The organism is Corynebacterium kozikiae (assembly GCF_024580965.1).
Lineage (GTDB): Bacteria > Actinomycetota > Actinomycetes > Mycobacteriales > Mycobacteriaceae > Corynebacterium > Corynebacterium kozikiae.
Genome location: NZ_JANIKJ010000002.1, coordinates 210,812 through 232,935, shown reverse-complemented (window position 1 = coordinate 232,935; position 22,124 = coordinate 210,812). Strand labels below are relative to the sequence as shown.

23 protein-coding genes, 1 tRNA gene and 1 pseudogene are annotated in these 22,124 nt (G+C 62.1%); 11 read left to right on the top strand and 14 right to left on the bottom strand.

Translation table 11 applies throughout. From position 1 onward, the window contains the following. Nucleotides 1–8: 8 nt before the first annotated feature. Entirely contained in the window at nt 9–575 is a 567-nt protein-coding gene (locus NQ018_RS03115; protein ID WP_257058306.1) for an RNA polymerase sigma factor, read from the bottom strand. A 152-nt stretch (nt 576–727) separates the two neighbouring features. On the opposite strand from NQ018_RS03115, the gene NQ018_RS03110 reads away from it, so the two are divergent. The 5 genes from NQ018_RS03110 to NQ018_RS03090 all read left to right on the top strand — a co-directional run bounded on the left by NQ018_RS03110 (nt 728) and on the right by NQ018_RS03090 (nt 4,682). Next, nucleotides 728–2,263, top strand: coding sequence for a catalase (locus tag NQ018_RS03110; RefSeq protein WP_257038846.1), 1,536 nt, complete (start codon nt 728–730; stop codon nt 2,261–2,263). Between the two features lie 150 nt (nt 2,264–2,413). Next, a complete protein-coding gene (locus NQ018_RS03105; protein WP_257058303.1) occupies nt 2,414–2,659 on the top strand; it encodes a hypothetical protein in 246 nt (81 codons plus the stop codon). Nucleotides 2,660–2,739: 80 nt separating this feature from the next. Next, nucleotides 2,740–3,297 carry a TnsB C-terminal domain-containing protein gene (locus tag NQ018_RS03100; protein WP_257058300.1) on the top strand — a complete coding sequence of 186 codons (558 nt, stop codon included), beginning with the start codon at nt 2,740–2,742 and terminating at the stop codon, nt 3,295–3,297. A gap of 138 nt (nt 3,298–3,435) precedes the next feature. Next, entirely contained in the window at nt 3,436–3,870 is a 435-nt protein-coding gene (locus tag NQ018_RS03095) for a Mu transposase C-terminal domain-containing protein (protein WP_257058298.1), read from the top strand. Then, nucleotides 3,867–4,682: an AAA family ATPase gene (locus NQ018_RS03090; protein WP_257058297.1), complete on the top strand. Its 816-nt coding sequence runs from the start codon at nt 3,867–3,869 to the stop codon at nt 4,680–4,682. Before NQ018_RS03095 ends, NQ018_RS03090 begins: the two co-directional genes overlap by 4 nt. Nucleotides 4,683–4,727: 45 nt before the next feature. Here NQ018_RS03090 and NQ018_RS03085 read toward each other — a convergent pair whose 3' ends face one another. Beyond that, nucleotides 4,728–5,660, bottom strand: a complete 933-nt coding sequence (locus NQ018_RS03085) for a serine hydrolase domain-containing protein (RefSeq protein WP_257058295.1) — start codon at nt 5,658–5,660, stop codon at nt 4,728–4,730. Between the two features lie 178 nt (nt 5,661–5,838). Between NQ018_RS03085 and NQ018_RS03080 the strand changes: the two are divergent. Then, a pseudogene (locus tag NQ018_RS03080) lies at nt 5,839–6,606 on the top strand (pyruvate kinase); the annotation flags it as partial. Here the strand turns inward: NQ018_RS03080 and NQ018_RS03075 are convergent. The 6 genes from NQ018_RS03075 to NQ018_RS03050 are packed head-to-tail and all read right to left on the bottom strand — an operon-like array spanning nt 6,603 to nt 12,507. After that, nucleotides 6,603–6,917 carry a Na+/H+ antiporter subunit G gene (locus tag NQ018_RS03075; protein ID WP_257038844.1) on the bottom strand — a complete coding sequence of 105 codons (315 nt, stop codon included), beginning with the start codon at nt 6,915–6,917 and terminating at the stop codon, nt 6,603–6,605. The pseudogene NQ018_RS03080 and the gene NQ018_RS03075 sit on opposite strands and share 4 nt — an antisense overlap. Beyond that, nucleotides 6,918–7,184 (bottom strand): cation:proton antiporter, encoded by a 267-nt coding sequence (locus NQ018_RS03070; protein WP_257038843.1) that lies wholly within the window; start codon nt 7,182–7,184, stop codon nt 6,918–6,920. Continuing rightward, nucleotides 7,185–7,592 carry a Na+/H+ antiporter subunit E gene (locus NQ018_RS03065; RefSeq protein WP_257058291.1) on the bottom strand — a complete coding sequence of 136 codons (408 nt, stop codon included), beginning with the start codon at nt 7,590–7,592 and terminating at the stop codon, nt 7,185–7,187. A 3-nt stretch (nt 7,593–7,595) separates the two neighbouring features. Next, nucleotides 7,596–9,113: a monovalent cation/H+ antiporter subunit D family protein gene (locus tag NQ018_RS03060; RefSeq protein WP_257058289.1), complete on the bottom strand. Its 1,518-nt coding sequence runs from the start codon at nt 9,111–9,113 to the stop codon at nt 7,596–7,598. Then, nucleotides 9,113–9,526 carry a cation:proton antiporter subunit C gene (locus NQ018_RS03055; RefSeq protein ID WP_257038840.1) on the bottom strand — a complete coding sequence of 138 codons (414 nt, stop codon included), beginning with the start codon at nt 9,524–9,526 and terminating at the stop codon, nt 9,113–9,115. Before NQ018_RS03055 ends, NQ018_RS03060 begins: the two co-directional genes overlap by 1 nt. Further along, complete coding sequence (locus NQ018_RS03050) at nt 9,523–12,507, bottom strand: DUF4040 family protein (RefSeq protein ID WP_257058287.1); 2,985 nt, start codon at nt 12,505–12,507, stop codon at nt 9,523–9,525. Before NQ018_RS03050 ends, NQ018_RS03055 begins: the two co-directional genes overlap by 4 nt. Nucleotides 12,508–12,665: 158 nt before the next feature. Here NQ018_RS03050 and NQ018_RS03045 point away from each other — a divergent pair, with 158 nt between their 5' ends. After that, a complete protein-coding gene (locus NQ018_RS03045) occupies nt 12,666–14,048 on the top strand; it encodes a hypothetical protein (RefSeq protein ID WP_257058285.1) in 1,383 nt (460 codons plus the stop codon). Nucleotides 14,049–14,138: 90 nt separating this feature from the next. After that, nucleotides 14,139–14,771 (top strand): MBL fold metallo-hydrolase, encoded by a 633-nt coding sequence (locus NQ018_RS03040; RefSeq protein ID WP_257058283.1) that lies wholly within the window; start codon nt 14,139–14,141, stop codon nt 14,769–14,771. Between the two features lie 281 nt (nt 14,772–15,052). On the opposite strand, the gene NQ018_RS03035 is transcribed toward NQ018_RS03040, so the two are convergent. The 5 genes from NQ018_RS03035 to NQ018_RS03015 form a co-directional block, all read right to left on the bottom strand. After that, nucleotides 15,053–16,360, bottom strand: coding sequence for a hypothetical protein (locus tag NQ018_RS03035; RefSeq protein WP_257058280.1), 1,308 nt, complete (start codon nt 16,358–16,360; stop codon nt 15,053–15,055). A gap of 311 nt (nt 16,361–16,671) precedes the next feature. Beyond that, nucleotides 16,672–16,806 (bottom strand): hypothetical protein, encoded by a 135-nt coding sequence (locus tag NQ018_RS03030; RefSeq protein WP_257058277.1) that lies wholly within the window; start codon nt 16,804–16,806, stop codon nt 16,672–16,674. Further along, nucleotides 16,807–17,013 (bottom strand): hypothetical protein, encoded by a 207-nt coding sequence (locus NQ018_RS03025; protein ID WP_257058275.1) that lies wholly within the window; start codon nt 17,011–17,013, stop codon nt 16,807–16,809. Between the two features lie 303 nt (nt 17,014–17,316). After that, nucleotides 17,317–17,393, bottom strand: a tRNA-Pro gene (locus tag NQ018_RS03020). Between the two features lie 108 nt (nt 17,394–17,501). Next, nucleotides 17,502–18,446: a metallophosphoesterase gene (locus NQ018_RS03015; protein ID WP_257058274.1), complete on the bottom strand. Its 945-nt coding sequence runs from the start codon at nt 18,444–18,446 to the stop codon at nt 17,502–17,504. Here NQ018_RS03015 and NQ018_RS03010 point away from each other — a divergent pair. Beyond that, the gene (locus tag NQ018_RS03010; protein WP_257058273.1) at nt 18,445–18,897 is read left to right on the top strand and encodes a GatB/YqeY domain-containing protein; all 453 of its coding nucleotides are present in this window, start codon (nt 18,445–18,447) and stop codon (nt 18,895–18,897) included. The two genes, NQ018_RS03015 and NQ018_RS03010, sit on opposite strands and share 2 nt — an antisense overlap. A gap of 6 nt (nt 18,898–18,903) precedes the next feature. Here NQ018_RS03010 and NQ018_RS03005 read toward each other — a convergent pair whose 3' ends face one another. Next, nucleotides 18,904–21,261, bottom strand: a complete 2,358-nt coding sequence (locus tag NQ018_RS03005) for a transglycosylase domain-containing protein (protein ID WP_257058272.1) — start codon at nt 21,259–21,261, stop codon at nt 18,904–18,906. 389 nt (nt 21,262–21,650) lie between these two features. On the opposite strand from NQ018_RS03005, the gene NQ018_RS03000 reads away from it, so the two are divergent. Together NQ018_RS03000 and sp36 are read left to right on the top strand one after the other, a co-directional pair. Continuing rightward, entirely contained in the window at nt 21,651–21,902 is a 252-nt protein-coding gene (locus NQ018_RS03000; RefSeq protein WP_257039270.1) for a WhiB family transcriptional regulator, read from the top strand. 66 nt (nt 21,903–21,968) lie between these two features. After that, nucleotides 21,969–22,124, top strand: a complete 156-nt coding sequence (sp36, locus tag NQ018_RS02995) for a Sp36 family protein (protein ID WP_257039264.1) — start codon at nt 21,969–21,971, stop codon at nt 22,122–22,124.

Below are 22,124 nucleotides of genomic sequence, written 5' to 3'. Positions count from 1 at the left end.
CGCTGCCTCTAGGCGGTGCCGCTTTGGCGTTGCTCGCCTGTTTCTGTGCGTGTTGCTGCAATGATATCCGCACGCGCGCGGGCTACCCTTGAGCGGATGGTGCCCAGGCGCACGTCGGCAATCTTTGCAGCCTCCTCATAGGAATACCCCAGCACCTGCGTGAGGATCAGGGCTTCGCGGCGTTCCTCGGGCAGGGCGTCGATGAGCATGCGCACGTCAACCCATTCGCTCCAGGAGCTCGGTGCCGTGCGGGGCTCAAAATCCTCAATTTCCGCCGCCGATTTCCGCGGGCGGGCCATGTCGTGGCGGATGTTGTCCACCCACACGCGCCGAGCAAGTGAAAGCAGCCAGGTGCGTGCCGACGAACGCGCGGCGAAGCGGGGAAGTGCGCTGATCACGCGGAGATAGGTTTCTTGGGTGAGGTCGTCCGCAATTTCTTGACCTCCTAAATGGGCGAGCAGGCGCCACACGTCCGACTGCGTTTCCCGAATAAAATTGTGGAGTGCCGCGCGGTCACCCCTGCCCGCAGCGAGTGCGAGTTGGGTGACGTAGGCGTCATGCTCCACACGGTTCATACTGCAAGACTGTATCAAAGGGAGTCTCAGGCGTAGTAAGGGGGCAGGCGAGGGGAATTGATTAGGTCTGCCTAATAGTCAAGAATCAATTGCAAGGCTTATCTTCTAGGTGTAGGTTGGGAAGAGAATTGCAACCCATAGGAGAATCCTTCATGAACGCTGTAGATCCAATCTTGAGCAACGGCCAGCGCCCAGAACCAAAGGGCAACAGCACCCGCCTTGGTGGTCAGCCCGTTGCATCTGAGAACATTTCCATCACCGCGGGCCCACAGGGTCCAAACGTGCTCAATGACCTCCAGCTCATTGAAAAGCTGGCGCACTTCAACCGCGAGCGCGTGCCAGAGCGCAACCCACACGCAAAGGGCCACGGCGCATTCGGTGAGTTCCACGTCACCGAGGATGTGTCCAAGTACACCAAGGCCGCGTTGTTCCAGCCAGGCAAGGTCACTCCAATGGCTGTCCGTTTCTCCACTGTTGCCGGTGAGCAGGGCTCCCCAGATACTTGGCGGGACGTCCACGGCTTCGCACTGCGCTTCTGGACTGAAGAAGGCAACCTGGACATCGTTGGTAACAACACCCCAACCTTCTTCCTGCGTGACGGCATCAAGTTCCCAGACTTCATCCACTCCCAGAAGCGCGTTGGCCCATCCGGCCTGCGTGACGCGGATGCTCAGTGGGATTTCTGGACCCGCACCCCAGAGTCCATCCACCAGGTGACCTACCTCATGGGTGACCGCGGAACCCCGAAGACCTCCCGCCACCAGGACGGCTTTGGTTCCCACACCTTCCAGTGGGTCAATGAGGCCGGCGAGGCGTTCTGGGTGAAGTACCACTTCAAGACCCAGCAGGGTTGGGAAACCTTCACCGGCGCTGAGGCTGAGGAAATGGCTGGTAAGGACGCTGACTACCAACGCCGTGACCTCTTTGAGGCCATCGAGCGCGGCGACTTCCCACGCTGGGACGTCAAGGTGCAGATCATGCCATTCGATGAGGCTGAGAGCTACCGCTTCAACCCATTCGATCTCACCAAGGTATGGTCCCAGAAGGACTACCCACTGATTCCGGTTGGCTACTTTGAGCTCAACCGCAACCCAGTGAACTTCCACGCGCAGATCGAGCAGATCGCCCTGGACCCATCCAACATCGTTCCCGGCACCGGTCTCTCCCCAGACCGCATGCTCATGGCCCGCGCATTCGCATACGCAGATGCACAGCGCTACCGCATCGGTGCGAACTACCGCCACCTGCCAATCAACCGCCCAGTTTCTGAGGTGAACACCTACTCTCACCAGGGCTCCATGGCGGTGGAGTTCAATGACGCCGGCGCACCTGTGTACAGCCCGAACCGCTTTGAAAAGGGCGCAGGCTTCCTGGATGACGGTCAGACTTCTTCCTCCGGCGTAACCTACGGCCAGGCTGGCGATCTGTACGTCAACCCAGACCCACACGGCACCGACCTCGTTCGTGCGGCATACGTGAAGCACGCTGAGGACGATGACTTCGTGCAGGCACGCACCCTCTACCTGGAGGTGTTCGACGATGCCGCTCGCGAGCGCTTCATCGACAACGTGACCAACGCCATGGTTGGTGTTTCCGAGCAGGTTGAGGAGCAGGTGTACGAGTACTGGGGCAAGCTGGACCAGGACCTCGCAGCGAAGCTCCGTGAGGTGTTTGCTACCAAGAAGTAGCAGTCACTCCCTTGAGAAGGCGGCAGACCCAAGAGGCTGCCGCCTTTTGCATGCGCTGAGTTGATCAGCGGCCCCACTCTGCAGGATCGGCCGGAAGCAGGCACAATATCACCAGCACTCTTTGACGTGACGGTGAAAAGGAAAAATCACATGGGCGTAGAACGGCAGGCGGCCACGGCACTGGCGGCGGAAATTGACGCACTGTTGGGGCACCTCGACGCAGAGCACACCAGATTTAGCGCGCAATTGGCTGCCGTGGCACCGGAGCACAGCTTCGGGGCGCACAACCTGGTGGACTATGCCTACCTGCGCTCCACGGAATCCACGGTCTGCGCACCACCACACGATCCGATGCCGGGGCACATCGCATATCCGCGGAACTGGTCGCCTACATAGAACACCTCGGGCTCACCAGGCCACGTCCATCGATGGCCGCCCTGCACCGCCTGGTGAACTCCCGAGCACAGCAACTATCGGTGAAACCACCCAGCTACGCCACGGTGCGTGGCATCATCCAAGCGCTTGACCCGGCGATGGTCACCCTCGCTCTGGAGGGTCCGACGTCCTACCGGGATCGACACGAACTCGTCTACCGGCACCGGGCTGAACGCCCCAACGCCATCTGGCAGGCCGATCACACCCAACTCGACATTCTCATCCAGAACCCGGACGGCACGCCGACTCGCCCCTGGCTCACCATCATCATCGACGACTACTCCCGGGCAGTGTGCGGCTACATGGTCACCACCACCGCGCCCTCAGCGATGAACACCGCCCTGGCACTGCGCCAAGCTATCTGGCGGAAAACAGACCCCACTTGGGCGATGTGCGGTATTCCCGACGTCCTCTATGTCGATCATGGCTCCGACTTCACCAGTGGCCACATCACATACACCACGACAGCGCTGAAGATCCGGATCATCCATTCAACTATTGCCCGTCCGCAGGGGCGCGGCAAGATCGAGCGGTTCTTCAGCACCGTCAACACCGAACTGCTCACCACCCTGCCCGGCCACCTCGCCCCTGGCGTCTGAAACCCACACCCCGTATTGGACCTGACAAGCCTGGATACCGCTGTCGGCGAGTTCATCAGCAGCTATAACCAACGCACGCATTCTTCAATCAACACCAGCCCGAAGGCCGCGTGGATCGGACGGGGATGGATTCCCAGGATGCCAGAGAACCTGGAAGAACTCGACGGGCTCCTGCTGCGGGTCTCCACCCACCGCCGGGTGCAGCGAGACGGCATCCACTTCCAAGGACAGCGCTACCTCAGTCCGACCATGGCACCTTTTGTCGGCCATGACGTCACCATCCGCTACGACCCGAGGGATCTCTCCGAGATCCGGGTCTACGACCACGACACGTCGCTGTGCGTCGCCGTGGATGAAGACCACCCCAACCAGCGCTACAGCCTGGCAGATATCCAGGCCGCTCGTCGACGCCGACGACGTCAACTACGTGCCGAAATCAACGAGCGCATCCCCACCCACGAGGCACGCCCAACAGACCGTGCCCCTGTGAACCCCGATGTGAACGCCGAAACGCCACGTCTGCGTGGCCGTGCGTCTCGCCTGCGGACCTACGAAGAGGACCTGTCACCATGAGCCGCGACTTCATCGTCACCAAAGAACACCGCCGCTTCGTCGAGTTCGCCAACGCCATCCGCAAAGACACCACCATCGGCATCTGCCACGGCGAGGCAGGAGTCGGCAAAACACAGTCCGCCAGACGGTACGCCCACTGGGACACCCTGGGAACGTTCATCGACGCCTGGGGGCCACGCAGTGAATCAGACCTGGCCATCTACGCGACGGCCCATCGGACCCGGACCATCTTCTACACCCCTGAGGTACAACCGAAGTACCGGACGTTGATCAAGGACATCGAGTTCTACCGGGGAAAACTCGATGCCTGCATCATGGAGCATCTGATGGCCACCGGGCAGCGAGACAGGCTCCACATGCGCAGATCCAGTGGTGAGAAGCTCACCCAACTGATCATCATTGATGAGGCAGAACGATTGCCTCCCACCGCCCTGGAGATGCTGCGCGACATCCATGATCGTGACGGTGTGGCGATCATGTTCATCGGCATGCCCGGCATTGACCAGCGCTTCCGGCACTACCCCCAGCTGTTCAGCCGGCTTGGGTTCTCTCATCGCTACCGTGCCCTGGGCAAAGACGAGCTGCTGTTCGTGCTGAACCGGCACTACAAGCGCCTAGGTAGAGAACTGGACCCGGAGGACTTCACAGATGCGCAAGCCATCGCCGCGATCGAGCGACTGTCCCGCGGCAACTTCCGCGTAGTGGAGCGATTGTTCCCCCAGATCAAGCGGGTGTTGAAGATCAACGAGTTGGAGACCATCACCGACGATGTCATTGAGGCTGCTGCCAGCACCCTGGTCCTCGGGCACTGACGAGAACGTCCTGCTGTCGTCGTGGCCTCGTACAGAGGATGTCGCTTACACCGCCGCATCCAGCATTGTCATCGCGACGGGCTCGATGTCCGCGTCGGGATACGGGCTGACCACCGAGATGAACGCCCCTCGTCGGCGCTGGCGATCCAGCACCATGTGAGCGCCGAATCCGGAGGCGTAACCGTTGTGCCACACCAGGGGTCGATCGGATCTGTCTTCAACAAACCACCCCGCCGCGACAGATATAGTGTCATCAGTGAAGCGCACTCGGAAAGCATCCTCGTAGACACAGTCATCGGCGAGAAGGGTTGACATGACCGTGGCGAAATCATGGGCGCTTCCCCTGATCACTCCGGACGGTCCATAGCCTTGCCCGGTCCAGGGCAGTAGGTCAGTGCCCCACACGGTGACAGCGTTGAGGTCATGCGGGAGGTTTCGCTGTGCAGGTTGCTGAGCGCGCAGGCGTGAACACCCCAGCGGTATCGTCAGCCTGTTTCGCACCAGCGTCGGGTAGTCCGCCCCGTCGGCGGCCGCTAACGCGTGGCCCAATGCTGAGGCAGCGAGGTTGGAGTAGCTGAAGCGCCCGGCATGACGGACACGCGATCGGCGAAGTTGGTTCATCAGATCGGCGAGGTTCTCGGGTTGTGGATCACCACCTGTCAGTACAGCACTGAGCGCTCGGGCTGCTGAGCGGATTCCCCCGCCGGTGGCAGGCAGTCCTGAGGTGTGGGTCAGACAGGACTCCAAAGTCGCTTCACCGGCAGCTGTTCCGGCCAGGGGGAGGTAGTCTTCGAGCCGGTCGTGCGGTGAGATCAGCCTGGTCTGCACCATGTCGGTGTAGATCAAGCCGTTGAGGGCTTTGCTGATTGAACCGATGTGGAACGTTTTCTGCAGGTCGCACCCGATCGTGGCGATGCGAGTGCCTGCCGGGCCGACTGTGGCGAGACAGGCGGCATAGACGGGACGCTTGAGCGGCAAGGAGTTGAGTAGAAGGCCTGCCAGAGCGGTGTCACCGTCTGTCGTTGATGCGTTTGTGAGACAGGCGGGTTTCATACCTGTTCACCCTACCAGCGACGCGTCTCACGAGTGGACACTCTGAGGGCGCCACACAGCGATCAAGATGTCACGCCATTTAGCGGACAAAGTCACACCCCTGCGCATCCCGTTCAGCCTGCCGGAGGTCCTGGGCGCGATCAAGGTGGGGGAGCAGGTGCTCTTTGACGACGGCAGGGTGGCCGCCGAAGTCACCGACGTCAGCGCCAGCGAGGTCCACCTGCGCGTGACCCACGCGGCCCCCAACGGCACCACCTTGGCCGCCAACAAAGGAATCAACTTGCCTAATTCCGAGTTGCCGCTGCCCTCCCTGACCGAGGCCGACCTCCGGCACCTGGAGTTCGTCAAGCAGCACGCGGACATCGTTGCGGTTTCCTTCATCCGCAACGCCCAGGACGTTGCCGCGGTGATCAACGCCCTCGGGCCCAAAGCCACTGTGGGCCTGGTGCTCAAGATCGAGACGATTCCCGCATACAACAACCTGCGCGAAGTGCTCTTGGAGGGCATGCGCTACCAAAAGCTCGGACTCATGATCGCCCGCGGCGACCTCGCAGTGGAGCTGGGTTTCCGCCGCATGGCAGAAGTGCCCCGGTTCATCTCCGCGGCGGCAGAAGCCGCACACGTGCCCACGATCCTGGCAACCCAGGTCCTGGAGACGATGGCGAAAACAGGCCAGCCCTCCCGCGCAGAAATTACCGACGCTACCTATGCGCTGCGTGCCGAATGCGTGATGCTCAACAAAGGGCCCTTCATCGGCGAGGCCATCAAGGTGCTCAGCTACCTCAACACCAAACTGGGGAACTCGCAACGCAAAAACCGGATCCTGCTGCGCAAGATCCGGAGCTGGGCACCCCCTCATGAACAAAATTAGTGGGATTGCTCTTTCGCCGTTTGGTAGAGCGAACGCCCCATCACAAAGGAGCCGATGGCAAGCACCACGAGCAGTGCGGTGATGGTGAGGAACACCCGCAGCAGGTTCCACCAGGTGAAGGTGCCTGCGCCGATGTCGTTGATCAGGCTGGCCACGAGGATCATCGGCAGCGCGATGCTCGTGGTCAGGCCCAACAGGTTGGCGCGGGTGAGTGCGTCTGGTGCGCGCACGATGCCAATGAGCGTGAGCACCATCAGTGCCGCCGCGAGCAACACCATGAGGCTAGCTACGATGCTGAAAACAGTGGACATTTAGCGCCTCCCCTTAGAGATGATTCGGGCCAAGCTCATGGTGGGCAGCACGCCGCCCACCAGGCCAGCGAGCAGGGCAACCTCGTAGTTAATCTGTGAGTCGTTGAGCATGCACCACACAACATAGAAGCCGATCATGGGGTAGAAGGTGAGGTCCGCTACCACGGCGCGGGTGAACTGGTCTTGCTCTTTGAGAATCATGACGATGGTGCCCAAAATGGTGGCGGCGATCAGCCCGAGCGCCACGTACAGCACGATTTCAAACATTTACCTCGCCTCCTTCTTTGGGTGTTGCTGCACATTTGTTGATGAGGGGGCGGGGGCTGGATCCTCCACGAACCACTGCTTCGGATGCGCCTTCCCGCGCACTGAGGGTGCGAGGGTTTCCTCCATCTTGGCGATGTCTTGGAACAGCCCCTCATGGTCTTTGCCGAACACCGCGTGGACTAACAGCATGCCGTCTTTGAGGCCCAGGGATAGGGTTGCTGGGGTGACGGTGATGGAGGCCGCGAGGGCGGTGACCAGGAAGTTTGTTTCCACCCGCAGTGGGTAGTGCAGGATGACGGGGTGGGAGTCTTTGGATCCGGTGAGCGTGGCTTTTGCTACAGCCCAACCAGCGAGCCCCACTTGGTAGGTGAGCCACACAAAGTAGCGCAGTACGTGAATGATCACCATGGTTTAGTGGCCTCCTTCTACGGCGCCGGCTGAGGGGTTGTGCAGAACTGCCTCCTGGTAGGAGTTGCCATCCACCAGGCCTTCTGCTGCGGTGCGAACGGTGTCCAGCAGGGGCCCGGCGAGGATGAACATTGCAAAGCTCATGAGGACCATTACTGCGCCGGGGGCGATGCGCCACCAGGGCACCCGCATGCTGCTCGGGATGCGTTGGGGGTTCATTCCCGGACCCCAGAATACTTCGCGCCACAGGCGCATCATTGCCAGGAAGGCGCCGAAGCTGGCGAGCACCACAACGGTGATCACGAGCCACGCCTGCCAGGTGCCGGCCTGGGCGATGCCCAGGACCACGAACACCTTGCCCCACATGCCGGAGAATGGCGGGAAGCCCACCACGGAGAATGCGCCTGCGGCGAAGATGGCGGCCACCCAGCGGTCACGCTTGGCGATCCCGGAGAGTTTGGAAAGGAGGTCAGTCCCGTAGGTTTCCTCGATCGCGCCGGTGGTGAGGATCAGTGCCCCCAGGGTGATCATGTGGTGCAGCATGTAGAGGATTCCCGCGGCCAGAGCTGCCACCTCGTTGCCGCTGCTAAAGGCCAGCATTACCAGGATGAATGGCATGCCTCCCACCATTTGGTAGGCCAGTACGCGGCGCATGGAGTTTTCCCCAAGTCCCGCGAACGCACCTACGATCATCGTGACCAAAGAAATGGTGATGATGAGCCAGGACCAGCGTGGGTCGAGGTCAAAGACCACCGCATAAATGCGGAAGATCATGTAAATGGCAACCTTGGTGTGCAGTCCGGAGAACAGGGCCATCACGCTTGCAGAGGTGGAGGGGTAGGTGCGTGGCAGCCAGGTGTGCACGGGGAACAGGCCGGCTTTCACTGCGAGCGCCACCAGCACGATGCCCAGAGCGATCTGCGTGGGGCGGCCACCCGTAACGCCAGCGCCCGTCAGTGCGCCGAGGTTCACCGCGCCGAAGGTTCCGTAGAGCACGGCTACGCCGATGAGGAGCAGTGTCGACGTCGCCAGGTTCACAAGCACAAACGTCCTGCCTGCGGAAAGACGCGCCCAGGTGCCGGTCATTGCGAGCAGGCCGTAGCTCGGCAGGAGCATGACCTCGATGAACACGAAGAAGTTGAAGAGGTCGCCGGTGAGGAGGGCACCCATCACGCCGGTCAGCAGCATGAGGGAGAGCGCGGAGTAGAAGCGTGCCCGCGTTTCCCCGGCCACAATGGCAAACCAGTTGGCGCAGAACGCCACGATGGAAGTGGCCACAATCATGACCGCGGAGAAGGCATCCGCCACAAAGGGGATTGCCACCGCTCCCTCATACAGGCCCACCGCATGGGCGATGGTGCCGTGGGTGGCAACGTGTTGGAACAGGAACACGCCAGCGATCGCGGTGCCAATGGGGGTGAGCAATGCCAGGGCGTCGCGCACACTGCGCCACGGCACCATCGCGGCGATGGCAACAACGGTCAGCGGGACGCCGACGAACAAGGGAAGCATCACGTCCATTACTTTGCCTCCTCTTGTTCAGAATCTTGGTGGTCGCGTTCCGCGGAAAGCTCCGCGTTGGTGGTGGAACGCCCCAGGGTTTGCAGCGGCGAGTCTTCGTCGGCCACCTCTTCCGCCACGGTGTCATCACTTCGGCCTAGACCAGACAGCGTGAGCATGTATGTGGTGGTAGCCATTGCGATCACGATTGCCGTGAGCACAAACGCCTGCGGGAGTGGGTCTGCGGCCGCGCTGAGGTCGGTGATGCTGGGGAATGGATCCCCGCGCCAGGCCGGCACACCGGCGGCCAAGATGATGAGGTTGGCGGCATGGCTGATGAGCGTCATGCCGATCACGATGCGCAGCATGCCGCGCTGCAGCACCAAATACACGCCGCTGCCTGCAAGTAGTGCGATTGTCAGTGCCAGAATCATGAGTTCTGTGCCTCCTCTGTTGCCGCGGCAGTGCCTTGGGCCGCTGGCGCCTTGGCTGCGTCGGCAGTATGCGGTGCGCGCAGCGGCAGGTCATCGGTGTCGGTGTCAGCGGGCGCGGATTCCTGCTTGACCGGCTTCGGGGAGGGCAGTGGGGAGTCCTCGCGGGTGAAGGTGAGGTCGGCGTAATCCATGCCGGGGCGCAGGTAGGAGCCCAGGGTATTGATCGCCATGCTCAGCATGCCCAGCACCGCGAGGTAGACGCCGATGTCGAAGATCATCGACGTTGTCCAGTGCGAACCCGCGAAGCTGCCGTGGATCGCGTAGAGGAAGGACCCCTTGAGCAAACCGATGAAGCCCGCGGCAACCGCGAAGAGGATACCCACACCGGTGAGGTAAATCGGGGTGGTGATGGTGAAAATGCGCTGGTCGCGGCCATGGGAAAGATAGCTCAGCATGAGAGCGCCGCCGGCGATCAGAGCGGCGATGAAGCCACCACCCGGCTGGTTGTGCCCCCTCATGAACACCAGGAAACTCAAAATGCCCAGGATTGGGATGAGGAAACGCAGCAGCTCCCGCATCGGGATGGCATTGAGCTGGGACTTTCCAAATGGCTTGGGGTGCGTGCCCTCCGCGAATGGGTAGCGCGGCATGGAGGTGACCACTGCGGCGATCACCACGGCCGCCATACCCAGCACCGAAAGCTCGCCCAGGGTATCGAAGGCGCGGAACTCCACCAGGATGGTGTTCACCACGTTGTCACCGCTAGTGATCCCCGGCGCCTCCTGCAGGTACCACAGTGCGAGGTCGGGGCGTTCCCGGCGGCCCAACACAAAGTAGACCAGCGCGAACGTGAGCACGCCGACGCCCGCAGCCAAGACCGCAGCAATCCGCTTGCGGTACGCGGCGGTGTGGTGGAAGAACTCCGGCTGCTGGCGAATCACCATCATCATGATCACCACAACCAGCGCCTCCACCATGAACTGCGTGAGCGCCACGTCCGGGGCACCCAGCATGAGCACCTGCAGCGTCACACCCACGCCCACCACGCCGATAAGCACCGTGGCACTCAGACGGCGGTTGGTGCGCACGAGGGCATGCAAAGCAATAGCGACGATGGCAAGAGGCAGCAGGTCCGCAATGCGGTCCGTGCCCGGCACCCGCGGCGCAAGCTCTGCGCCTGTGAGGCGCCCCTGGGCGATCACAGCCACCGCAAAGGTGATGAGCAGCGCAAACATGGCCGCCAGGTGGCGCGTTGGGCTCAGCGAATCCGCCAGCTTGCCAAAGCGCTTGCCCATACGGGTGAGCGCGGAGACCAGTGCGTGCAGGGCCGCGTTGCCGGAACCGGGGAACATGGTGGCGTCGGTAGTCCTTGCCCAAATCTGGGTGCGGATGAAGATACCCGCCACGCCGAAGGCCAGCACGATCGCGGAAATAATCAGCGGCGTATTAATACCGTGCCACAGGGCGAGGTGCAGGTGGGGGTCCTCGGTGATGGTTGCCACGGCATGGGAGATGGGGGAGTCGAGCGTGCCGAGGAAAAATACCAGAGGCAGGGAGAATAGCCCCGGCAGGGCCGCGGGCAACCATAGGGAGATGGGGGCTTCTTTGACGTCGGACATGTCGCGATCGCCATCGATGAAGCCGTCGAATACGATGCGCGCGGAATAGGTGAAGGTGCACAGTGCGCCGATTGTTGCCGCGATGAGCAGCACAACAACGCCGACGTTTCCGAGTGGCGCCTGCGTGAATGCCTCCAGCATGCCCTCCTTGGAAACAAAGCCCATCAGCGGCGGTACTGAAGCCATGGATGCCGCGGCAATCACCACGGAGCTGAAGGTGAACGGCAACTGCCGCCACGAGGAACCCAGGCGCGCGGAATCGCGCGTACCCGTTTGGTGATCCACCACGCCGATCAGCATGAACAGCGAAGACTTGAACAAAGCGTGGGCCAGAGTGTGCACCAGGGCCGCGGCCAAGGCGAAAGGTGTGCCCACGCCGATGGTTGCCACGATCCAACCCAGGTGGGAGACGGTGGAGTAGGCCGTGAGCTTCTTCAAGTCCGTCTTCTGGATAGCGAACACGCTGGCCATCACGGCGGTACTCATACCCACAACGATGAGCAGAATGTTCCACACGGCAACGCTGTGGAAAATGGTGCTAAACCGCAGCAGCAGGTAGATGCCCGCCTTCACCACGGCCGCCGCGTGCAGGAATGCAGACACCGGCGTGGCCGCGGCCATTGCCTCCGGCAACCAGAAGTGGAAGGGGAACTGTGCGGACTTGGTAAACGCACTCAGCGCTACCAGCACCGCCACCACCGCCGTCAGAGTGGGGCGCTGTTCCCATACGGGGGATGCGAGGATCTCACTGATTTGCAGTGAACCCGTCTGGCTCGCCGCCAGCATCAGCGCCACCAGCAGCGTGAGTCCGCCGATGAAGGTGAGGATCAGCGTGCGCTGCGAGCCTTGCTCTCCACCCTTGCCGCCGGAGCGAGCGATCAGCATGAAAGACGCCAGGCTCACCAACTCCCAGGCCACGAAGAGCGTAATTACGTCATTGGCCAGCACCAGCAACAGAATCGAGGCGGTGAAGGCCGTCATGAGCGTGTAAAAGCTCGTTGCCCCCTTGCGCTTGGGCAGGTATGCCGCAGAATAGATGAATACAATTGCGCCGATCACCAGTGCCAGCAACGCAAAGAACATGGCGAGCGGATCTGCGTTGAGGCTCAGCTCGGCGTGCGCGCCGGGGCCGAGGAAGTCACGCACCCACACTGTGCTGTATGTGGTGTAGGAGCTGTAGGAATCATCGGACAACGCGCTGGAGCCTGAGCTGGCTTGTTGCTGGAGGCGGAGCAAAAGCGCGGCTGCTGCCAGCAGGATGGCTGCTAACGGCCAACCCGCCTTCCTCCCAAGAAGCCGCACTGCTACCGGGGCGACGGCAACGGCGAGTGCCACCAGCGCCAGGACGGTTAGTAGTGTCACGGTTATTTCACACCCATCGTGATCGGGACAAATAGTTCTGAAATCGGGCTATCAAACTTTCACAACTTTACCAGTAGTCACATTTCTCCTGCATCGACGCGGTGTTTTTGCGGTGTGCCGCAACCCCCTTGAGCAGCCAAGGCGCTAGGTTGAAACGCATGAGCTCAACCCCACGTCGCGTCTTAGCCGCAATCCTTTTGGCCGCCCCACTGGCTGTGGGCACAGCGTTGCACCCCAGCATCGCGAGCACCTGGCATTCTGCGGAGGAGGTCACGGGCGCGCCGTCGGCAAGCATCGATCCCGCGATGTTCAATGAGATTCGCCAGGCTACGGGCGAAGCGGTGGGGCAGGCGGCCATGCTGAAATCCGGCATCGACCGCGTAGCTACCGGCACCGAAGGCATCACTGAGGAGGCGCAGAGGCTTATCGACGGGGCCAAGGCCGCACAGGAAGGGTCCGCAGCGCTGGCTGAGGGGATGAAGGAACTGCAGGCCGGGACCGGGCAGTTGGGCGACGGCGCAACCGAGATTGCTAACGGCATTGAGGCGGCGCTGAGCCAGCTCGACGGGATTGAGAAGGTGCGCGTGGACATCCTCGGGGCGATCACCGAGGTGGAAAACCAGCTCCGCACCAGCCCAGATCCACGCTCGGCGCAGATGCTCCAAGAGCTCGCAGGATTCCGCGGCCAAGTGGAGGGCTTTGCCATTGACCCCGCAACAACCGAGAACCTCCAACGGCTGCGCCAAGGTTCGCGCGACCTGGCCAACCAACTCGACGTGCCAGGCTACGGCTACCACGATGGCATCTACTCGGCCACCAAGGGAGCTGAGGAACTGGCCGCTGGCCTGCAAGAATTGGGCAGCGGTGTAGACCAGGCTGTGGGCGGGGTCACCCAGTTGGAGAACGGGGCTGCGCAGTTGGCCAAGATGGCCGAGCAAAACCAATCCAACATCACCGACGTAGCCAAACTCATCCCCGCCGCCGAGGTAGGCACCCCCGAGGCAGAGGAAGCAGGTGTGCTGAGCTCTCTGCCACCGATGTACGCCTTCCTCCTGGCGGCTGCGGCGCTGGCTGCGGCCTTGGGCTTGGGCCGCTCGCGGCACACCGCCGTGGTGGCCGTGGGAGCTGTGGCGCTGGTGGCGCTGGTGGGCGTGCTGACCGCAACGCTCGGCGTAGGTGTGAGCGCCACGGCTGCCATTGGCGCTGCGTTGGTGGCGCTGGGTGTTGTGGTGGCCTCCGCGGCGAGCGCTGCACTGCTGGTGCGCGTATTTGGGCAGGTCACGGGCTCAGTCTTGGCCATCGCCGGGGCGGCGCTGCAAGTGGGCGTTGTGGGTTGGGTGTGGAGCCGCGCAGTGGCCGGCACCGCGAGCACCGCCCAAGAAGTGGTGGCGCACCTCATGCCGCTGCAATATCCGACGGCCGCCCTCAGCGCACTCGGCAACGGTGTGAGCGGACAGGCGCTGTGGCTGGGTGTGGCGGTGACCGCAGCGCTGGCACTGATCAGTGCAGGGGCGTTGGGGGCCGCGCGGCGCGGGGAGTGATGTTTGGGGTGCCTGATGGTGGCGTCGGAATTGCTCTCGAGACCCGGCCGGCGCCCCATACCACCGTTCGAGCTTAGGGTTGGAGAAGTGATGGAAGCACAACTAGAAATCACAAGTTTTGGCCATGCTGCAGTGGGGCTGCGCCTCGGCGGAGTTGCTGTGATTGTGGATCCCGGCGAGTTTTCTCAGTTTCCTGCCCTTGATAGCTTTGACGCCGTCTTAGTTACCCATGACCACTTTGACCATGTGGATCTCGATGCTTTGGGCAAGGCGCAGCAGAAGAAACCTAAGCTTCGGGCGTTTTCTCCCGTGGCTTTAGAAGGGGTGAACGCTGAGCTCGTGGCAGATGGAGACGTACTTACTGTGGGGGATTTGCAGGTCAACGTGGTGGGTGCGGAGCAGGCGATTGCGAGTATTTACGATCCACCGATTCCCAACGTGGGATACCTTTTCGCGGGGAAGGCCCTGCACCCAGGCGATGCCTACCAAGAGCTCCAAGATGTGGACACCTTGTTCTTGCCCATGGATGGCCCATGGGTGAAACGCGCCGACCAAGAACGCCACCTCAGCCAGTTCCCGCCCAAGCGGATCGTTCCAATCCACGACGTACTCTTCACTACCACAGGCAGGGATTTTGCCCGCCACACCGCAGAGGAAATGGCCGCCCGCGTTGGCGCTGATTGCCTAGTGCTCCATGAGGGGCAGTGGGTTGGGTTGGATTGAGTGGGGGTTGTTGGCCTGGGTGGGCTGGGTGTGCTGGCTGGGCCGCTTCGCGTTGGTCGATAGCCCAAAGTCGATAGGACGCCGCGTTGGTCGATAGGACGGCGTCTACCTCGCAGAAGGCGACCGCGAATGGTTCGACGGCTCAGCACTCATCGCCGACTGGCCCTGGAGCCGCAACGTCTACATCGTCAGCAACCAGAAGCTCGCAGAAGCCGCGAAGAAGTAGTCCGCGTCTGTAGAAGAGGCTGCACGGTCAGGGACGCTCAACGAATCAGGTCAGCTCACGCTTCGATTGCTTCAGCTGGAAACACCACGACGGAGCCGTCACGGCCCCGCTCGATCTCGATTAGCACGTCAGCATGGCTCCCAACCGAGTCGAGACCGTTGCTGAGGCCCCTGAGTCTATACGCGGCAGTGAGCAACTTGTCGACGTCTGATGGCGCATAGTGCACCTTCTTCAGCAGACCGCTCGGACGCTTGAGCTCGAGCGAGGACAGACGTAGCAACACGCCATTGATGCTCGATTCGAGATCATTCAGTCGCTGCTCGTCGCTGCGCAGCTCGCTCAGGAACGACTTGAACGGGTTGCCTGTACCGTCGAGCTGCGCGTGCTCTACCGCCTGCAGCACCAGGACACGACGCTTCAGGGCGATGGCCAGCCTCGCGGTCTCCAGGTGCGCGCTGAAGGCACCGTTCTCATCCGTGATACCGGGGAATGCTTCCGTCAGAGCAGTCAGCTCCACCGGCCCTTCCGGGAGTTCAGTGAGTGCGTCCTGCCATTTCTTGAGCCTGGTACGCACAGCCGCAATCGCGGTGCTGATCTCGTGTGACGCGGAGTCCAGCCCGAGCGACTGCCCGATCTTGCCCTGGTCGAGCAGGACTGAGGTGGCCTTGTCGATCGCATCCCGGCAGCCGTCGAGCCGGTTGCGTTCCTGCTCCAGCTTGTCGTCGTGCAGTTGCTCGAGCAGATCGGTGATCCGCTCGATAGCTTTCTGACGTTGTTGGTCGGCGTAGGCGCTCGAACCGACGGCGACAGCCATCAGGACGAGCGGCGCTGCGACGGTCAACGCTCCAGCTCCCGCGAGGCCAACTCCCGCAGTCGCCGCAGCGCCGGTGGTCGCGCCCGCACCAGACACAGGGACAAATGTTGCCTTGGAGACAATCCCCGTCGAGTCGCGGAGCGCGCTGTAAACACCGCCCGAGACGGCCTTGGATGCCATCGGCTTCACGAGGCCCTTGCTCACCTGAGAGGCGACCTTCGCGGGCACCACCATTCGGTAGAGCACTTCTCCCGAAGTAGCCACGTCAACCTTGGCTGGGGCCGATCGTGCCGTCTGCGTGACGAGCTGCGAGAGCTGCTGGGCAAGCGGGCTGCTCGCATGCAGCGCGATTCCGCCAGCCGAATCACGGCGTCGCTCGATCGGGTGCATCTCCAGCGTCGCGATAGGTGCCTGCGCGAACGTCGCGAGCGCAGTGCGCAGGTCTGCGAGCCGCTCGGGAGTCATGTCGGCATCGCCAACGAGGTCAGGAACCGCCTCGGCCTCGGTGGCGAGTGTCCACACGGGCACGAGTGCGTTCTTGTCAGCCAAATCTCTCTCCTTCCGGCACGAGTCCCGCACCTCGGGCAGCGCGCATCTCTCTTGGTAGCAATTCTACTCGGCGGCACCGACACGCGATCCAATGAAGACGGCGGTACCCGCCGAGCGAGAGCGCATAACTCTCAAGCTCGGTCGGATGCCGCCACAAGCGCGCGGTGCTCAGTCAGTCGACCGAGGGCAGGGAGTCCATGAGCATATGCATGCGGCGAGGAAGCTCCAGAGCGGATATCACTCTCATGTTGACCGCGTCCGTCCAGCGTTCGCGGAAGACCACCGCCCATGCTGCGGCTGAGAAGTAGTCCTCATGCCGGGTCACGCTGATGCACCAGCTCAGGTCGCCATGTGCGAGCCGACGCCGTCTTGCCGTCCTTGTTGCCGAGGACGGCGTTGATGGCGTTGCGCTTCGTCTCTGCGTCGCGCTCGATCTCAGCTCGCACCTACTCAGCGCGCTTGAGCACGGCAGGGTCGGACTTGGACTGTTCAACCCAGTGCTCCAGCGCGATCCGAGTCTCCTCGGTCACGCTGCGCTCGTTGAGCAGGGCAAGGACTTCGAGCTGGGCTCGGGTGTCCTCGCTGGTGCGCACCGACAGCACCTTGTAGGCGGCGCTGCCGTATCCCGCAGGAGCGGGTGTCTGCTCGCTCATAGCGAGTACCTTCTTCATGCGTGCGGCCCGCGATCCAGGATGGATCACGATGGGAGGCCGCAAAACACGAACGAGGCGGAGGGCTGATTATGACGGAAGGAAATGCAGAGTCAATGGTCCGTTCGGGACGTTGTGAAAACTACGGCAGAGAATCGCAGATCGTTATCGTCAACGATCTGTGCCGCCTCACCTCGGCCGCACACACGCCGACGAAAACGAAGAGGGCCTCCCGCATTCCTGCGGAAGACCCTGCTTCGGTGCCGTACCGACTTACTCAGTCCAAAGGTTTGAATAAGCCTGTATTGGTCGGGATAACAGGATTTGAACCTGCGACCCCCTCGTCCCGAACGAGGTGCGCTACCAAGCTGCGCCATATCCCGCGGCAAGAGGTGAACGCTCAGCGCTCATCTGCTGCGTGTTTGAAGTTACTCCTGCAGGCACTGCACAACAAATCAGCACAACAAATCACCACAACAACCCCTCCAAACTCACTCCACTTCCACAATCCGCAGCAATGTGGCAGAAGGCCGGTTGAAAAGCCGGAAGGGCACAAAACGGGAGGACCCCAGGCCGTTGCTCACGTGCATCCACATCGGGCCAAAACGGTGCAGGCCGTTGGCGCGTTCGCGGTCGATACCGCAGTTCGTCACAATGGCGCGCCCGCCGGGCAGGCACAATTGGCCACCGTGGGTGTGCCCGGACAAAGAAAGCTGGTATCCGTCCTCGGCAAAGGCACTAAGCACCCGTGGCTCGGGGGAGTGCACCAGAGCAAGGCTTAGGTCAGCGTCGGGGTTGGGAGCGCCGGCGACCTCGGAGTAGTCATCCAGGTTGTGGTGGGGGTCGTCCACGCCAGTGGCAGCGATGCGCACCGGGCCCACCTGAAACTCGTGGCGCGCCTGATTGGCGTCGCGCCAACCGTGCTCCACAAACACCGCTCGCATCCCCTTCCACGGCAGTTCCACGGTGCTCGGAGTGCGCTTTTTGCCCATGAGGTACACAAAGGGGTTCACCATCTTTGGGGCAAAGTAATCATTGGTGCCAAACACAAACAGGCCCGGCTTGCGCAGCAATGGCTCGAGCGCACGGATCACGCCTGGCACGCCTTTGGGGTCGGAGAGGTTGTCGCCGGTGTTCACCACCAGGTCGGGGTTGAGCTGCGCAAGCCCGCGTACCCAGTCCTGCTTGCGAGTCTGGCCGGCCACCATATGGAGGTCAGATACGTGCAGGATGCGGAATTCCTTGTTCCCGCGCAGCGTGCCTTTTGCCAGCAGCGGTACGGTGAGCTCTTTCAGCTCAAACTGGGTGGTTTCGCGCCATGCCCGGGCGAGGATTCCTGCACCCAGAGCGGTGGCGGCGGCACTGGTGATGGCGAGAGTTTTGGGGAACGTAGACACCAACTCAGTGTAACGCCCCATGAGTAGGATGAAGCCCATGAGCCAATTGAAAGAAACCATCCGTGAAGATCTGAACACCTCCATGAAGGCGCGCGACAAAGTCCGCACCGGCACCCTACGCATGCTGCTCGCCGCCATCACCATGGAGGAAACTGCAGGTCAAAAGCATGAGGTTTCCGACGAAGACGTGTTGAAAGTCATCGCCAGGGAAATTAAGAAGCGCCGCGAGTCAGCCGAGGTCTACACTTCCGCCGGCCGTGAGGAACTGGCAGCCAACGAACTCGAAGAGGCAGCGGTCCTTGAGGCCTACCAGCCTGCGCAGCTTGACGACGCCGAACTGGCAGAGCTGGTCGCGGCCGCCGTTGCGGAGGTTGGGGCTTCCTCCATGCAGCAAATGGGCCAAGTGATGGGCGTGGCTACGAAGAAAGCCGCCGGCCGAGCAGACGGCAAGCGGCTTTCCGCAGCGGTTCGCACCGCGCTGAGTTCATAAGGGGAACTAGAAACCAAAGAGCTCCTGGAGCTGCTGGGTGAGATTATCCAGCTCATCCTGGGTGAACTCCGGTTCGTCTGGTTGCACCGTGAGGGTTGGGCGCGGGGAGGTGCCGTCGGAAAGGTACAGCGTGATGGTTGCGCCTTCCTGCAGCGGGGTGGGTACTGCCGCGCGCATCACGGTGCCGCGCGTGCTGCCGTCGCCGGTTTGGTATTGGGTGCTCACCCGATAGCCTGCGGCGGTGAGTTGGCGGCGGGCGTCCTCCTCAGTGCGGCCCTCGAGGTCCCGCGCAAGCTGGGCAGATGCGCCTTGGGCGAAGCTTTCGTTCATGCTTGGCAGCGTGCCGGAAGCCGCGCCCGCGGTGTTGCCTGCGGCCATGAACCAGGTGCGTGCCGGCTCGCCGCCACCGAACAGGGTGCCGGAGGAGCACTGCACCACGGGGCTGGTGCAAAGCGGGGAGATGGTGGTGCCGTCGTTGTAGATGTAGGTCGCGGCGGCGAAGTTGCTATTGAAGCCCAGGAATGCGGCAGATTGGTTGGACTCCGTGGTGCCCGTCTTGGCCGCGACTTGAGCCTGCCAACCTGCGGCGCTGGCGGCGTCGGCAGCGGTGCCTCGCGTGGCGTCCTGGCCCATGCCGTTTGCTAGGGCGCGGGCGATCTCGGCGTCAATTGCCTGCTCACAGGCGGGGGTTTCCAGGTAAACCTGGTTGCCATCGGCGTCCGTGACCTCGCGGATGGGGCTCGGCTCGCACCAGCGGCCCTCCGAGGCCAAGGTGGCGGCAACGTTGGAAAGCTCCAAGGCATTCACGGCGGTGGGGCCGAGCGTGTAGGAGCCGAGGTTGTGCTCCTTGACGTAGTCGGCCACGGAGGCCTGGCCGTCAAAGCTGCCGGCGTCGGTGTAACTGCGCAGGCCGAGGGCCACGGAGATGTCCACCACGCGTTCCACGCCCACTTCCTCCAGCAGCTTCACAAAGGAAGTGTTGGGGGATTGGGCAAGGTTGTCGCGCAGAGACATGCTTGAGGCGTAGCTGCCGGAGTTTTCCACGCAGTAGGAGCCTGCTGGGCAGTTGTCGGCGCCGCCCTCACCCATGCCGCGCGCCTCGTAGCGCCTGGGGACGTCGATCATCGTGTCCAAACCATAGCCGGCCTCAAGTGCTGCCGCCGCCGTGAAAATCTTGAACACCGAGCCTGCGCCGTTGCCCACCAGCGAGGACGGCTGCGGCAGCATGGTCTCACCATTTTCCAAGTCCAGGCCATAATTCCTGGAGCTTGCCATGGCGCGGATCGCGCGGGAGTCCTCGCCGGGTTCGATGATGTTCATCACCTCGGCCACACCCTGGGTCTGTGGGCTGACGTACGTTTGCAGCGCATTCACTGCCGCTTCCTGGACGGCCGGCTCCAAGGTGGTGCGGATTGTGTAGGCGCCGGAGGTGAGGGTGTCCTGGGAGATGCCCTTCTCATCGAGGTACTGCAGCACATAATCGCAGAAGAATCCGGCGGAGCCCGCAACAATGCAGCCGTTTGGCATGCCCTGGGGTTCCTCAAGCACGCCGAGCGGCTCAAGCTGCAGCGCCTCAAGATCGGCGGGCTGAATGCTGCCGACGTCCGCCATCGCCGCAAGCACCGTATTCCGCCGCTGTAGCGTGGCATCGGGGTTGGTGTACGGGTTGAGCGCGGAGGTGGATTGCACGATGCCCGCGAGCATGGCTGCCTGCGGCACGCTCAGCTCTGCGGCCGAGATACCGAAGTAGGTGCGTGCTGCCGCCTCAATGCCAAAGGCCCCGTTGCCGTAAGGGATGAGGTTGAGGTAGCGGGTAAGGATCTCATCCTTACTCAGCGTGGCGTCAATTTCCGAGGCCATGCGCATTTCCCGCAGCTTGCGTGGAATGGACGTTTCAATGGCCGCGGCCTGCTCGTCCTCGGTCTTGCTGGTGACAAACAGCAGATAGTTCTTCACATACTGCTGGTCAATGGTGGATGCGCCCTGGGCGATGCCGCCGGCAAAAATGTTGCTCGCCATCGCGCGGAGATTGCCTTGGATGTCCACACCGTTGTGCTCGTAGAAGCGGCGGTCCTCAATGGCAACGATCGCATCCTTCATGGGCTGGGCGATCTGATCGGAAGGCACCTCGAAGCGGCGCTGGGCGTAGATCCAGGCGATCGGTTCATCGTTGGCGTCCAGGATGGTGGTCACCCCCGGCGCTTGGCCTTGGGTGATGTCTTCCAGATTGGACTGCATCGTGGCATTGGTGCGGTCTACCACTACGGCGCCCACGGCGGCGATGGGGGTAAGCGCAATGGCGCTTGCCAAGCCAGCCGCAAGGGTTGCGCCCACGATGTTTCTCAATGCTTTCCAGGTTTGCACGCAGTCCACCCTAATGAATGCGCCAGCGTGCGGGAAGTCCCGCGGCTGGAAAAGGGTGCTTTTCTTGTGCCGTGGCGCGTGGAGTTGCGAAGGGTGGCGCTCAGCCACTCCCGCTGCGATCCCTATACAACCCCTATACAACCCCTATACAGCCCCCAGTGTGGGGGAGGGGGAAATTCCCCCTGTTTTGTGACCCATTCGACTTTCCTTAACAAGTGTGAATAGACTTACAAGGGTCAGTTTGGCTATCGGCAAGGAGTTTGGACATTATGACCGCATCCCTCATGACCAGCGCAAACCGCTACTCCTACGGTTCTTCAACTGCATCCTCAAGTGTATCTGCTGCAAACGCGGGAGCCACTGGCCTGATCGATCGCGAGGACTGGGTCATGCTCGCCGCTTGCCGCCACGGCGACCCTGACGCCCTTTTTGTTCGCGGTGCCGCGCAGCGTCGGGCCGCGGAAATTTGCAGCCAGTGCCCGGTCCTCATGAACTGCCGCGCAGACGCTCTGGATAACCGCGTGGAATTCGGCGTGTGGGGCGGGCTCACCGAGCGCCAGCGGCGCGCGATCCTGCGCAAGAACCCCCACGTGGAAAGCTGGGCGGATTACTTCGCCCAGGGTGGCGACCCCGTAATGTAGTTCCATTCAGTAGTTCCATTCAGTGGAGCTGCTCAATCCTCCCTCAACGTGGGTATGGTTGTTTCCATGAAGAAATGGGAATACGCCACTGTGCCACTGCTCACGCACGCAACCAAGCAAATTTTGGACACCTGGGGTGAAGACGGCTGGGAGCTCGTCTCTGTAGTTCCTGGGCCAAACCCAGAAAACGTGGTTGCCTACATGAAGCGCGAGGTTGCCTAA

Coding starts and splice junctions, on each gene's coding strand:
- NQ018_RS03065 (WP_257058291.1), bottom strand. CDS start 7,592: ATGGTGATCATTCACGTACTGCGCTACTTTGTGTGGCTCACCTACCAA.
- NQ018_RS03060 (WP_257058289.1), bottom strand. CDS start 9,113: ATGGACGTGATGCTTCCCTTGTTCGTCGGCGTCCCGCTGACCGTTGTT.
- NQ018_RS03010 (WP_257058273.1), top strand. CDS start 18,445: ATGAGCCAATTGAAAGAAACCATCCGTGAAGATCTGAACACCTCCATG.
- NQ018_RS03040 (WP_257058283.1), top strand. CDS start 14,139: ATGGAAGCACAACTAGAAATCACAAGTTTTGGCCATGCTGCAGTGGGG.
- NQ018_RS03015 (WP_257058274.1), bottom strand. CDS start 18,446: ATGGGCTTCATCCTACTCATGGGGCGTTACACTGAGTTGGTGTCTACG.
- NQ018_RS03070 (WP_257038843.1), bottom strand. CDS start 7,184: ATGTTTGAAATCGTGCTGTACGTGGCGCTCGGGCTGATCGCCGCCACC.
- NQ018_RS03090 (WP_257058297.1), top strand. CDS start 3,867: ATGAGCCGCGACTTCATCGTCACCAAAGAACACCGCCGCTTCGTCGAG.
- NQ018_RS03110 (WP_257038846.1), top strand. CDS start 728: ATGAACGCTGTAGATCCAATCTTGAGCAACGGCCAGCGCCCAGAACCA.
- NQ018_RS03105 (WP_257058303.1), top strand. CDS start 2,414: ATGGGCGTAGAACGGCAGGCGGCCACGGCACTGGCGGCGGAAATTGAC.
- NQ018_RS03055 (WP_257038840.1), bottom strand. CDS start 9,526: ATGATTCTGGCACTGACAATCGCACTACTTGCAGGCAGCGGCGTGTAT.
- NQ018_RS03045 (WP_257058285.1), top strand. CDS start 12,666: ATGAGCTCAACCCCACGTCGCGTCTTAGCCGCAATCCTTTTGGCCGCC.
- sp36 (WP_257039264.1), top strand. CDS start 21,969: ATGAAGAAATGGGAATACGCCACTGTGCCACTGCTCACGCACGCAACC.
- NQ018_RS03075 (WP_257038844.1), bottom strand. CDS start 6,917: ATGTCCACTGTTTTCAGCATCGTAGCTAGCCTCATGGTGTTGCTCGCG.
- NQ018_RS03025 (WP_257058275.1), bottom strand. CDS start 17,013: ATGAGCGAGCAGACACCCGCTCCTGCGGGATACGGCAGCGCCGCCTAC.
- NQ018_RS03115 (WP_257058306.1), bottom strand. CDS start 575: ATGAACCGTGTGGAGCATGACGCCTACGTCACCCAACTCGCACTCGCT.
- NQ018_RS03000 (WP_257039270.1), top strand. CDS start 21,651: ATGCTCGCCGCTTGCCGCCACGGCGACCCTGACGCCCTTTTTGTTCGC.
- NQ018_RS03095 (WP_257058298.1), top strand. CDS start 3,436: ATGCCAGAGAACCTGGAAGAACTCGACGGGCTCCTGCTGCGGGTCTCC.